At 68.7% G+C, this 13,030-nt stretch carries 8 protein-coding genes; 7 read left to right on the forward strand and 1 reads right to left on the reverse strand.

The features are described from left to right. Positions 1-15: 15 nt before the first annotated feature. A complete protein-coding gene (locus tag ACHZ99_RS06510; RefSeq protein ID WP_420303410.1) occupies positions 16-309 on the forward strand; it encodes a GH12 family glycosyl hydrolase domain-containing protein in 294 nt (97 codons plus the stop codon). Here ACHZ99_RS06510 and ACHZ99_RS06515 read toward each other — a convergent pair. Then, on the reverse strand, positions 278-1,246 hold the full coding sequence (locus ACHZ99_RS06515; RefSeq protein WP_420303411.1) for a PaaX family transcriptional regulator C-terminal domain-containing protein: 969 nt from the start codon (positions 1,244-1,246) through the stop codon (positions 278-280). The two genes, ACHZ99_RS06510 and ACHZ99_RS06515, sit on opposite strands and share 32 nt — an antisense overlap. A 495-nt stretch (positions 1,247-1,741) precedes the next feature. On the opposite strand from ACHZ99_RS06515, the gene ACHZ99_RS06520 reads away from it, so the two are divergent. The 6 genes from ACHZ99_RS06520 to ACHZ99_RS06545 all read left to right on the forward strand — a co-directional run bounded on the left by ACHZ99_RS06520 (position 1,742) and on the right by ACHZ99_RS06545 (position 12,770). Further along, positions 1,742-3,979: a carbohydrate-binding protein gene (locus tag ACHZ99_RS06520; protein ID WP_420303412.1), complete on the forward strand. Its 2,238-nt coding sequence runs from the start codon at positions 1,742-1,744 to the stop codon at positions 3,977-3,979. 95 nt (positions 3,980-4,074) lie between these two features. Next, entirely contained in the window at positions 4,075-6,300 is a 2,226-nt protein-coding gene (locus ACHZ99_RS06525) for a family 43 glycosylhydrolase (protein WP_420303413.1), read from the forward strand. A gap of 73 nt (positions 6,301-6,373) precedes the next feature. After that, positions 6,374-8,311, forward strand: a complete 1,938-nt coding sequence (locus ACHZ99_RS06530; protein ID WP_420303414.1) for a glycosyl hydrolase 53 family protein — start codon at positions 6,374-6,376, stop codon at positions 8,309-8,311. A gap of 66 nt (positions 8,312-8,377) precedes the next feature. Continuing rightward, positions 8,378-9,691: an RICIN domain-containing protein gene (locus ACHZ99_RS06535; RefSeq protein ID WP_420303415.1), complete on the forward strand. Its 1,314-nt coding sequence runs from the start codon at positions 8,378-8,380 to the stop codon at positions 9,689-9,691. Positions 9,692-9,870: 179 nt separating this feature from the next. After that, positions 9,871-11,196, forward strand: coding sequence for a BNR-4 repeat-containing protein (locus ACHZ99_RS06540; RefSeq protein WP_420303416.1), 1,326 nt, complete (start codon positions 9,871-9,873; stop codon positions 11,194-11,196). 362 nt (positions 11,197-11,558) lie between these two features. Further along, the gene (locus ACHZ99_RS06545) at positions 11,559-12,770 is read left to right on the forward strand and encodes a glycoside hydrolase family 5 protein (RefSeq protein WP_420303417.1); all 1,212 of its coding nucleotides are present in this window, start codon (positions 11,559-11,561) and stop codon (positions 12,768-12,770) included. Positions 12,771-13,030: the final 260 nt, after the last annotated feature.

Genomic DNA, 13,030 nt, shown 5'->3' on the forward strand with positions numbered 1-13,030 from the left:
AGGCCGACGGAACCGGTGCCGCCGCCCCGAGCGGCTGGTCCGGGCGACAACCACGACCACGAGAGCATGCTGTGGCTCAACCGGTACGTCCCGGTCGGCCCCATCGGCCCGCGGGTGGGCACCGCGGAGGTCGGCGGTCACAGCTGGGACATCACAAGGGCTCACTGTTCGGCAGGAGTTCCGCTGCACGCCAGGTGCGGGAACGGAAGCAGTTCCATGCGACGACGTGGCGGCGGCCCCGGAAGACGTACCCCCCGGCCGCGTGGCGGTCAGGGCTTCAGGTTTCGCGAAGAGCCGTCCCGCCCTTGACGATGTCGGCGCCCATCTCGGCGACGGTGTGGGCGCGGATCTGCGAGGGTGCCCCGTCGGCGGCGCGCGCCGCAATGGCCCGCACGTGGGCCTGTGCCGGTTCGGCAAGCCCGTCGTACACCGCCGCGAACACCTCCCGCGCACGTGTACGCGGCCAGCCGGGCGGCAGCAGCCCGACCGGCAGCAGCGGGTCGATCACCGGAAACCGGCGGTACGTGTCCATCACCTCTGTGCGCAGTCGCACCGCCGCGGTGCCGGAGATCGTGCCCGCGGTGACACGGGGAAGCAGGCGGCCCCACCGCCGGACGAAGGCGGTGTACTGCTTGGCAATGCCCGTGAGGTCCCAGGCGTCGACCGGGTTGCGGGCCGCACCTGTCTCCAGTTCCAGGTGCTGCGCGCGGAACACGCTCATCGCGCCGAAGGCCAGCCCCGCCAGGGCGGCCTGCTCCCGGGTGGTCAACGGGTGGGGCGACACCCAGACGCCGTCGTAGAGCGGCGCGTATCCGCGCCAGCGCAGGTGCTCTCGAATGGCGCGTCGCCGGGTGCTCTTTTCCTGCGGCATGGAGAACGCGACCAATGTCCACCGGCCGTCCCAGGAATCGGTGCCGGCGCCGAACGCCGCGATCTCGCGACCGCCGTTGGACAGGTTGGCAGCGGCGGCGTCGGTCAGACGGTATGCGCTGTGCCGCCCCTTCCGTCTGCCCTCCAGCACACCCCGGCGGGACAGCCTGCTGATCGTCGTGCGGGCGGACGGGCCGGACACCCCGAACTCGCCGAGCAGGTCCACGATCGCCGCCGACGGCAGCCAGGCGCGGGTGCTCAGTGTGTAGTCGCCGACAAGGGTCGTCCCGAGCCCCTGCGGCGAGCCGCTCTGCCGGCGGGGAAGCCGCACCGATGTCGCGTCCGCATCCCGGAAGATCTCTTCGAGGTCGAACACACGGGCCAACGGTGCACTCCGGCGCAAATCGCGATCACAAGGATGTGCCCGACTGTAATGGCGGCCTCGTGCCGCTGCACGGTCTTCCGCAAACGGCCCTCTCGTCGTCGAGGGTGCCGCACTCAGGCATGGTTGACACTTGTGTGACCCGGCGGCAACCTATATGTCATAGGGGCCTGGAAAGCGCAGAGCAAGCCAGCACCAAGCGGAACCGGCTCCGGCACGCCCGATCGACGGCCAGGTCGTTGTCCCGCCGCCTCCCGGCGCCGGCCCGCACTCGCAGGGCCATGATCCACCCGGCTGACCGCACGCCCTCGCCACACCGGCTTATCCGGGGCGCGGCACAGCACTCACAGGGTCGTGATCCATCCGGCAGACCGCACGCCCTCGCCACACCGGCTTATCCGGGGCGGCGCATCACGACCTGCCGGAGCCAGCGCGTACGGCCCGCGGGTTCCCCCTACATCCCACCAAACCCGTTCTGGAGAACAGCCCATGCGTGCACCCCGACCGCGAGCCGCGCTGCTCTGTGCCGGCATCACGCTGGCCATGGCCGGCACCGGTGCCGTCACCTCCCCGACGGCATCAGCGGCTCCGACCCGCTACGAGGCCGAAACGGCACCCGCCACCTGCGACGGTCTCATCGAGTCCAACCACACCGGATACTCCGGCAGCGGATTCTGCAACACCGACAACGCGATGAGCGCCGGCGCGGAGTTCACCGTCAACGCGTCCGCCGCGGGCACGGCAACGGTCTCCATCCGTTACGCCAACGGCACCACCGCGGACCGCCCGGCCGACGTATCCGTCAACGGCACGGTCGCCCACAGGGCCCGCGGCTTCGGCTCCACCGGCGCTTGGACCACATGGACCACCCAGACCCTGGCCGTGTCCGTCGACGCCGGCAGCAACACCATCCGGCTCGACCCCACCACCGCCGCGGGCCTCGCCAACGTGGACTACCTCGACTTCGAGGTCGGCGGCACCGCGCCGCCCGGCAAGCAGATGGAAGACCTCAACCGCGGCCTGACCAGCGTGCGTTCGGCGTCGGGCAACCTGCTGTCGTGGCGGCTGCTGGGGACCGAGACGTCCTCCACGGGGTTCAACGTCTACCGGGGCTCGACGAAGCTGAACGCCTCGCCGGTCACCGACTCCACCAACTACCTCGACGCCGGCGCGCCGGCAGACGCCTCGTACACCGTCCGCGCCGTCGTGGACGGGGCGGAGCAGCCGGCGTCCGAGCCCTCGCTGCGCTTCGCCGGCGGCAACCACCTGGACGTGCCGATCTCCCGGCCGGGAAGCAACTACACGGCCGGCGATGCGAGCGTCGGTGACGTCGACGGCGACGGACAGTACGAGATCTTCCTCAAGTGGGACCCGGACGACCAGAAGGACAACTCGCAGTCCGGCGTCACCAGCGACGTCTACATCGACGCCTACCGGCTCGACGGGCAACGGCTGTGGCGCATCAACCTGGGCCGCAACATCCGCGCCGGAGCGCACTACACGCAGTTCCAGGTCTACGACTACGACGGTGACGGGCGCGCGGAACTCGCGGTCAAGACCGGCGACGGCACCGTCTCCGGCACCGGGCAGGTGATCGGCGACGCGGGCGCCGACCACCGCAACTCCTCCGGATACATCATCACCGGGCCGGAGTACCTCACCATGTTCAACGGGCTGACCGGCGCCGCCATGTCCACCGTGGACTTCCAGCCCGCACGCGGCAACATCAACGACTGGGGCGACGACTACGGCAACCGCGGCGATCGGTTCCTGGCCGGGACCGCGTATCTGGACGGGCAGCGCCCCAGCCTCATTATGGGCCGCGGCTACTACGAAAAGAGCGCCATCGCGGCCTGGGACTTCCGCGGCGGTGAGCTCACCCTGCGCTGGAAGTTCGACTCCGACAACGCGGGCAACCGGTGGACCGGACGCGGCACGCACTCGCTGTCCATCGCCGACGTCGACGGCAACGGCACCGACGAAGTCATCTACGGCGGCATGACCATCAACGCCGACGGCACCGGCCGGTACACCACCGACTTCTACGCCCACGGAGACGCCCTGCACGTCGGCGACTTCGTCCCTGGCCGCACCGGCAAAGAGATCTGGCAGATCCACGAGCAGAGCTCCGGGGCCTCCGCAACACTGCGCGACGCCGGCAACGGCTCGATCCTCATGCAGCGGAACAACACCTGCGGCTGCGAAGGCCCGGCCCGCGGGGTGGCAGGCGACATCTACGCCGGCAACGCGGGCGCCGAGTTCTGGGGGTCGGGCACCGGCCTCGGCAACCTGCTCAACGCCTCGGGCGGCAACGTGGGACGCAACCCCGGCAGCTCCAACTTCCTCGCCTGGTGGGACGCCGACCCCGTACGGGAACTGCTCGACGGCAACCACGTCGACAAGTACGGCACCGGTGGCGACTCCCGCCTCCTCACCGCCTCCGGCGCGCACTCCATCAACGGCACCAAGGCAACCCCGTCGCTGTCCGGCGACCTGTTCGGCGACTGGCGCGAGGAGATCATCCTCCCGCGTGACGACAACGCCGCGCTGCGCATCTACGCCACCCCCGTCCAGACCGACCGGCGGATGTACACGCTGATGCACGACCCCCAGTACCGGGTCGCCGTCGCCTGGCAGAACACCGCCTACAACCAGCCGCCGCACCCGAGCTTCTTCCTCGGCAACGGCATGAGCACACCGCCGCAACCCCGCATCGACGTCCGCTGACAACCGGACACCACGGATTCGCCGACGTCCCGACGGGCCCGGCCGGGGACTGCCCTTCAGCGGAAGTGCGCCGGAGCCCGGCGCTTTTGAGAACGATGGAAGGTGACATCTTGAGGCACAGATCACGTGCACTGTCGAAGTACTGGAAGTCGGCTGCCACCGCATTGTTATCCCTGGCGCTGGCGGCACCGGCCTCGGCGAGCACCGCTGCGGCGGAGGCGCCGGTAAAGGAGAAACCGACGACGCAGACACCGGCAAAGGAGCTCCAAGACCAGCGTGCCGCTGCCGGACCGGCGAAGGAGCGCGGCCTGAAGTACCTGGTGTCCGACTACCAGACGCGCACTCCGTCGAAGTACACGGCCCGCTCCTGGGCGCCCTTCGCCAAGGCGCTGCGGACCGCGGCCGGTGTGGCCGACGACACCTCGGCCAGTAAGTCGGACGTCGCTGACGCGAAGACGGCGCTGATGACCGCCGCCGCCGATTTGAAGGCCGCTGACGAAGGCACGTTCCAGACCATCACGAACGACACCTTCTGGAACGACACCGACGGCAACCCCATCTACTCGCAGGGCGGCGGAGTCTTCAAGTTCGGCGACACCTACTACTGGTACGGCGTGCACTACACCGGCGCCGAGTACTACCGGGCCAATCCGACGCGGAAGTACGACGGCGACGTCAGCTTCGTGTCGATCCCCGTGTACTCGTCCAAGGACCTGGTGAACTGGAAGTTCGAGAACCGCGTCGCGACGCGCTCCACCGACGCCGGCAGCGGCGCCACCATGGGTGGCGCGGGCTGGGTCGGGCGGCTCGGTGTCACGTACAACGAGAACACCGGCAAATACGTGCTCGCCACGCAGATGTGGCACCCGGGCCGGGGCGGGCACGGCGTTCTGCTGTTGCAGGGCGACTCGCCGACCGACACCTTCGACTTCGGCTACTTGCAGACGCAGATCACCAACTCGCCCACGACCGGCACCGGGGACCAGACCGTCTTCACCGACGACGACGGCAAGGACTACCTGATCTTCTCCAACCGCGAAGGACGTTCGCGCGGCTTCGTGGCCAAGTTCCGGGAGTCCGACTCGCTGCGGATCGAGCCGGGCGTGGAGATCCGCCGTGGCGACGGTCGCGAGGGCAACGCCATGTTCAAGCTCGACGGCAAGTACTACCACGCGGCGTCGGACCTGCACGGCTGGAACACCTCCGTCAACTACGTCAACGAGTCGACCGGCAGCGACATCCAGGGCTCCTACAGCAGCGAGTACGTCCTTGCCGGCACCGAGAGGGACTACAGCCACGTGACGCAGACCGGGTTCTTCGTGACGGTCAACGGCACGAAGCAGAACACGGTGATCTACGCCGGCGACCGCTGGGCCGACTTCGCCTGGAACGGGATCGGGTACAACCAGTGGGTGCCGATCACCAAGACCGGTGCGCGCCCGCAGTTCCACTCGATGAGCCAGTGGCAGTTCAACGTCACGACCGGTGAGTGGCGCGCCGGACCGGCGAACAACTACATCCTCAACCCGGACATCCAGGCCGACCGCATCATCGTCTCCAACGTACGGGGATGGCAGCGGACCGGTGGGTGGTCGACCAATGTCGAGGGTGGTGCGAACGGGTCTCGTTTCGCCCTCCAGGTGGGTGACAGCGGCGGCGTCGAGCAGCGGATCGAGTCGGTGCCCGCAGGGGCCTACACCCTGTCCCTGCACGCTCGGGGGAGCTCCGGACAGGTCGTGGTCACCGGCGCCGACGGCAGCGAAAGAACTCTCGACGTCCCGTCGTCGAGCGGCTGGGCCAAGCGCGAGCTCACCGGCATCGAGCTGCCCAGCGGGACCGTCACCGTCACGGTGCGGGCGTCGGGTTCGGCCGGCGTCACCGTCGACCAGCTCTCACTCGTCAAGACCTCCGGCGACACGCCACCGCCGGCGGGACAGCGTTATGAGGCGGAGACCGCGCCGGCGGAGTGTCAGGGCACGATCGACTCGAATCACGCCGGTTTCTCCGGTAGCGGGTTCTGCAACGGCAATAACGCTGCGGAGGGCGTCGCGCAGTTCACGGTGACCCCGGAGGCTGCCGGCACGGCGACGCTGGGCGTCCGGTTCGCCAACGGCGCCAGTGCGCGGCCGGCGAACCTGGTCGTCAACGGATCCACGGTGGGGAACGTGTCGTTCGAGGCCACCGGCGCGTGGACGACGTGGTCCACCAAGACCGTGACCGTCCCGCTGAACGCCGGCACCAACACCATCCGGCTGGAACCGACCACGGCGGCCGGACTGCCCAACGTCGACTACCTGGATGTCGCTGCCGCGACTGCCTGACCCCCCACGCTCTGCCGGTCCCTTCGGCCGGCAGAGCGCTCGGGGTCCCGTCCCACACCGTCAGGAGAAGGACATGCGCAGCAAGCGTCCGGCCCGCGCCGTCGCGGGTACGACGACGTTGGCCACCATGGTGGCCGCGACGCTACTGATGGTGCCCGCGCCGGCCCGCGCGACCTTCGGACACGCGGACATCAAGCCCATCGAAAGCAATATCGCCGCCAAGCCCTGGGCCTCGGCGACAGCCGGCGACGGCTCGGCGAACGCCGGACTGGCCATCGACGGCGACCCGACGACCTCCTGGCACCCCGGGGGCACCGGCGCCCGGCAGCGGCTCACCGTCGACCTCGGTGGAACGTACGACAACCTGCGCAAGGTCACGGTGACGTTCCCGGACCGCGGCGTGGCCCACCGGTACGTCGTCGAGGCGTCGTCCGAGGGCCGCCGGTGGAAGACCATCGCCGACAGGTCCCACAACCGAGCCGTGTCGCGCGGGGAAGTACACCTGTTCACCCGGCCGGAAACGCGCTTCGTCCGGCTGACGTTCACCGGTGGGCCGGGCCGTGCCCGGGCCGGTGTCAGCGAGCTCCAGGTCTTCAACTACCTGCGCGACGACCTCGTCCTCGGCGCCGATCTGTCCTGGATGGACGACTTCCAGGACCGGCAGTACTGGGTCGATCCCCTGGCCGAAGACCGCGGCGCCGGGCCACACCTCCTCGACGTGGCCAAGGACCGCGGCATGGAGTACGCCCGGCTGCGGATCTTCAACGAGCCGCGCAGCGAGAGCACCGGTCGGCCGACGCCGGTACCGCGCCAGGGCCCGGAGCGCTCGCTGACCTCCGCGCGGTGGATCAAGCAGCGGGGCATGGGCCTGGGCATCGACTTCCACTACGCGGACTCCTGGGCGGACCCGAGCAAGCAACCGAAGCCACGCGCCTGGGCCGAGCGGGACTTCGCGGACCTGTCCAGGGCCGTCTACGACTACACCGCCGACTACCTGGACCGGCTGGTCAAGCAGGGCACCACGCCGGAGAAGGTGGCCGTCGGCAATGAGGTCATCAACGGGTTCATGTACGGCAGCGAGGCGGCCCACATCGGCACGACCGACCCGCCGTACTTCGTCGACGAGGCCGATGTCTACCAGTCGAAACCCGGCGGTGGCCTGCTGTGGAAGTACTGGAAGTCGACCGACCCGGCGGAGCGGAGGCTCTACGACGAGTCGTGGGACCGGTTCACCACCCTGGCAGCGGCCGGGATCGAGGCGGTCCGCGACGCGTCACCGACGTCCAAGGTCGAGATCCACGTGATCGTCGACAAGGACGCCGACGGGCTCGCCAAGACCATGGAGTTCTGGGACCAGTTCCTCACCCGGGTGAAGGCGAAGGGCCAGGATCCTGACGTGCTGGCCCTCTCGTACTACCCGGAGTGGCACGGTACGCCCGAGGCGCTCGATCACAACCTGCACACCATGACCATCGCCTATCCCGGCTACGAAATCGACGTCGCCGAAACCGCCTACCCCGCCTCGGGCGGCGACGGCTCCCCGGTGCCCGGCTCACCCTACCCGCGGACGATGCAAGGGCAGGCGGACGCCGTCCAGAGGGTGTTCCAGGCCGCCAACGACGTGGTCAACAACCGGGGCTCAGCTGTGCTGGTGTGGGAGCCGGCCGGCTACCAGCCCATGTTCCGGGCCGTGCCCCAAAAGGCCGGCACGTGGGAGCCGCACGCCTCCATCAACGTCTTCAACGCCAGCCGTGCCAAGCACATCCTCCAGGACACCGTCTACACCGCCACCACGGTGGGAACCGCACCGAAGCTGCCCTCCGCCGTCCGCGTGCTCACCACCGCCGACGACACGATCACCGGTGTCCCCGTCCGCTGGCAGCCGTTGCCACCCGGCGCGGCCGACGAGCCGGGTGAGGTGACAGCCACCGGCATGACCGGCAAGGGACCGGTCACGGCGGTGATCGACGTCGTTCCCCGACGCGGCGACCACGACGTGGCCGCCTCGTAACCGGACAGCCCACAGGACAGCCGAACTCCCAGCACTGCACCCATCCCCGCACCCAAGGAGTCATCCATGACCATGCAGCGTCGGACATTCCTCGGCATGAGCGCGGCCGGAGCGGCGGGCGTGGGCCTGTCGCTGCTCGGCACGGGGCAGGCACCGGCCGCCGTCGGGCCCTTGGACCCGGCGCCGACCACGCCCTTCAGGGTCGGCGTGCGCCGGTACGACTGGACCCGCGGCAGCCGCCCGTGCACCACCTACGTCTACTACCCCGCCACCGGCACCCCCGGCGGCAGCCCGGTGACGGACGCCCCTGTCGCCGACGGCGTCTTCCCCGTCTACAACTACACCCACGGCTTCGACAGCAGCCCGCAGAACTCCCTGTTCCTCATCCAGGCCCTGGCCGCTGCGGGCTTCGTCGTCCCCGCCCCGCACTTCAACCACAACTTCACCGACGTCGGAAACGGCAACAGCGCCCGGGACGTCTCGCAGATCCTCACCAACACCCTCGCCCTCAATTCGAGCGGACCGCTGGCCGGGCACCTCAACACCGACATCGGCGTGGGTGTCTCCGGCCACTCCCTGGGCGGCATGATCACCCATGGTCTGCTGACCTCCTGGCCGGACAGCCGGATCATCTCGGCCAACCCGCAGTCCTGCGAGGACATGGGCACCCCCGCCGCCTCGATCACGGCCAAGGTCGTGTTCGTCCACGGCGACCGCGACGACCTCACGCGCTACGACTCGGCCCGCCAGGCCTACGACGAGATGGCCTGGCCCAAGGCGTTCCTCACCTTCGTCGGGGGCAGCCACACCAGCTTCTGGAGCGACAACCGCTTCCCGGACACCGTCGTCGAATGGGCCCGCTGGACCATGTACGGCGACGACGCGGCACGGGACCGTCTCCCGGCCGCGGCGGCCGGGCCGAACACCAGGTGGGAAGCCCAACTGGGCGACTCGCCCGGAGGGCCGGGCCCCTACACCCTGGTGGCCCGGCACAGCGGCAAGGCTGCCGACATCGAAGGGGCCTCCAGCGCCGCCGGCGCACTGCTCGTCCAGCGGACCCCGGGCGGTGGCCTCAGCCAGCAGTTCGAGTTCGTCGACGCCGGTGACGGCCACGTCCGCGTCAAGGCCATGCACAGCGGCCTGTTCCTCCAGCCCGCGGGCAGCGCCACCGGCGCCGACGTCCTCCAGCAGACCGACACCGGCGCCACCGGCCAGCAGTGGCGCGTGGTCGACCACGGCGGTGACGTGATCAGCCTCATCAACCGGGAATCCGGCCTGGCCATGGACGTCTGGGAGTACTCCACCGCCGACGGTGCCCGCATCTCCCAGTGGACCTACAGCGGCAACCCCAACCAGTGCTTCACCCGCCGCGGCGTCTGACCCGGGACCTGACCGGGGCGGGTCGCGGCTCCCCGGGGCGGTCGCGTCGTCGCGCGGTTCCGGGCGGCCAAGTCCTCTGCGCCGTCGAACCGGCGCTGCGGCGGCAGCCGTACCCGGAGCCCCTGGGCCGTCCGATCTTACGCATGACCGGAGCAACCACTCGTGAAAGGCAGGACCAGATGGTGAACCCCCCACTCAGGCCCCCCGGACGTCGCGCGGTGCTGGGCGGACTCGCCTCGGCCGCCGGGGCGTTCGCTGTGGCGGCAGCGACTCCCGCGGCACAAGCCGCCGGTCCCCGCGCCGGGGCTTCCGCGGCGGCTCTCCCGGCCACCCACACGCTCGCTCCCAGCGGTGCGTGGTGCTGGTTCGGAGACCCGCGGGCGGTCCATCACCGCGGCCGGCACCGGCGCACCTTCGTCGGATACATCACCTCGTTCGGCGACATCAGGGTGACGCAGTACGATCACGACAGCGGCGCGTCCGTAACCTCCACGCTCCGGACCGGCTTCCAGATCGACGACCACAACACCCCGTCGATCCTCATCCGCCACACGGGCCATGTGGTGGTGTTCTGGTCCGGACACCAAGGTCCTTCCATGTACTACCGGCGGTCCGTGGCGGTCGAGGACATCAGCCAGGGCTGGGAGAGAACCAAGGAGATCCCCACCAACACCGAGGGCGGCACCGGCTACACCTATCCGAATCCGGTGGAGCTCTCCGCGGAGAACAACAAGCTGTACCTCTTCTGGCGGGGCGGGAACTACAACCCGACCTGGTCGACCACGACCGGCGGCGACCGGTGGACCGACGCATCCACCCTCGTCTCGGTCCCCGGGGAGCGGCCCTACGTGAAGGTGGCGTCGAACGACGTCGACACCATCCACTTCGCTTTCACCGAAGCCCATCCGAGGAACCTCAACACCAGCATTTACCACATGTACTACCGGGCCGGCTCGCTCTACCGGACGGACGGCAGCCGGATCGGGCCCCTGTCCACCGCGGTGACGCCCGCCCAGGCCACGAAGGTCTACGACGCCGGCTCGGGCGGCGGGAAGTCATGGATTCACGACATCGCCCTCAACAGCCAGGGCCACCCCGTCCTCACCTTCGCGCGGTTCCCCACGGACACGGACCACCGGTACCACTACGCGCAGTGGAACGGCACCGCCTGGGACGACCAGGAGCTGACCGCCGCCGGCGGCACGATCGCCGAGAAGCCCGGCGAGATCAACTACTCCGGTGGCATCACGCTCGATCACACCAACCCGTCCGTGGTCCTCCTCTCACGCCGGATCGGGTCCGTGAACGAGATCGAGCGCTGGACGACGACGAACGGCGGAACGACGTGGGAGCGGGAGGCCGTCACCGCGGACTCCACGGTCACTCAGGTCCGGCCCCTCACCCCACGCGGCCTGGACTCCGGGGAACGGCTGGGCATCCTGTGGATGGCCGGGCGCTACCCGAGCTACACCGAGTATCAGACGCACATCCAGGCGACGTCGTAGAGGACGCTCGCGGCACCGATGCCTGCCGCCGAAGGGTGCGGTCGTGCTTGTTGTCATGGCCGCGGCGTGACTCTATTCTCTACCCGGGGGAAAAGGAGCCAGCTCGTCGAATTCCCATCGAAGCGCTTCGATGGGAATTCGACGGCCACCGGAAGCCGCGCACCGCAGTCATCGACCGGACCTTCGGCGGCGACCATGGTCGCAGAAGGTGCGGTGAAGTTCCACCGCCCATGGCGGCCCCTGCACGCGGCCGTCGCACTCGTCTGCGCCGTTCGGCGCCGAGCCGCCATGGCCGCGACCGCCCGACATCAGTGAATCCACCAGGTTTCCGGCACCTCAGGACCAGAGGAGAGGAAGCGTTAATGGCGGCAAAAACAATGAAGATCAGAACCGTCCTCGTTGCCATCGTACTGGCGGTGGCCGCATCCGTATCCGGCGGCTCGGCGAATCAGGCGGCTGCTGACACAGCGGCTCAGTCGGATGCTTCGCAGATCGTTTCCGACATGGGTGCGGGCTGGAATCTGGGGAACCAACTCGAAGCCACCGTCAACGGGTATCCCAGTGAAACGGCATGGGGCAATCCGACGGTAACCCAGGATCTCATCGACAAGGTGCAGGCGGCAGGATTCAAAACAATCCGGATCCCCGTCTCCTATCTGCGCCACATAGGGCCCGGCCCGGATTACACGATCAACTCGTCCTGGCTGAACAGGGTCCAGGAAGTCGTCGACTACGCCTACAGCCGAGGCATGTACGTGGTGATCAACATGCACGGCGACGGCTTCAAGACGATCGACGGCTCCTGGCTGATCTGCGACTCGTCCGGTCAGACGGAAATCAAGGACAAGTACCAGAAGGTATGGCAGCAGATCGCGTCGAAGTTCCAGGGCTACGACCAGCGCCTGATCCTGGAATCCATGAACGAGGAGTTCGACGGCCAGTACGGCCAGCCGACTCAACCGTGTTACTCGAACATCAACGACTACAACCAGATCTTCGTGGACACGGTGCGGCAGACCGGTGGCAACAACAGCTCACGGTGGCTGCTCATTCCCGGCTGGAACACAAACATCGACTACACCGCGGGCGACTACGGCTTCGCCCTGCCGACCGACGAGTATCGATCCCCCTCCATTCCCGGCGACGAGCACCGGATCATGATCTCCGTGCACTACTACGATCCGTGGGACTTCACCGGAGAGGAAAGCGGATCCATCACGCAGTGGGGCCCGGCCGCGACCGATCCGTCAAGGACGTCCACCTGGGGGCAGGAGGACTTTCTGGACGGGCAGTTGAAGAAGATGTACGACAGGTTCGTCACGAAGGGGTATCCGGTAGTCGTCGGCGAATACGGAGCGATCGACAAGTCGTCCTTCGACCCGGCGAGCAACACATACCGTGCTGACTTTGCGCGGACCCTGGCGGCCACAGCCAAGAAATACGGAGCAGTCAGCATCTACTGGGACAACGGTTACAACGGACAGTACGGGTTCGGTCTGTTCGACCGAAACTCGCGCGCCGTGACCCAGCCGGGCATCATCAGCGCCATCATGAGCGGCGTCGGCAGCGGTTGACGGCAACCCGGGCCTGCCGTCCGGGCAGTTCCGCCACCCGCGCGAACAACAACGCGGCGCGGCGCGGAGGCGGGGCGGAGACCAGCTCTGCACCGCCTCCGCGCATCGGGCCCACGCCTGGACGAACTCCCAGGAGAGGTGTCGCCGCCGGCGGCGTCCTCGGGGAGGCGGTCGCGTGCGGCGGTGACGCCGTACAGGCTCCAGGCGGTCAGCAGGCCGTGGGTGGTCGCGTGCGGTAAGCGCTCGCTCGACCGTACGGA

Source organism: Streptomyces sp. MAR4 CNX-425 (assembly GCF_048656465.1).
GTDB lineage: Bacteria > Actinomycetota > Actinomycetes > Streptomycetales > Streptomycetaceae > Streptomyces.

Excerpts from the sequence above, each read along its gene's own strand:
- ACHZ99_RS06520 (WP_420303412.1), top strand. The coding sequence starts at position 1,742 with ATGCGTGCACCCCGACCGCGAGCCGCGCTGCTCTGTGCCGGCATCACG.
- ACHZ99_RS06525 (WP_420303413.1), top strand. The coding sequence starts at position 4,075 with ATGGAAGGTGACATCTTGAGGCACAGATCACGTGCACTGTCGAAGTAC.
- ACHZ99_RS06530 (WP_420303414.1), top strand. The coding sequence starts at position 6,374 with ATGCGCAGCAAGCGTCCGGCCCGCGCCGTCGCGGGTACGACGACGTTG.
- ACHZ99_RS06535 (WP_420303415.1), top strand. The coding sequence starts at position 8,378 with ATGACCATGCAGCGTCGGACATTCCTCGGCATGAGCGCGGCCGGAGCG.
- ACHZ99_RS06540 (WP_420303416.1), top strand. The coding sequence starts at position 9,871 with ATGGTGAACCCCCCACTCAGGCCCCCCGGACGTCGCGCGGTGCTGGGC.
- ACHZ99_RS06545 (WP_420303417.1), top strand. The coding sequence starts at position 11,559 with ATGGCGGCAAAAACAATGAAGATCAGAACCGTCCTCGTTGCCATCGTA.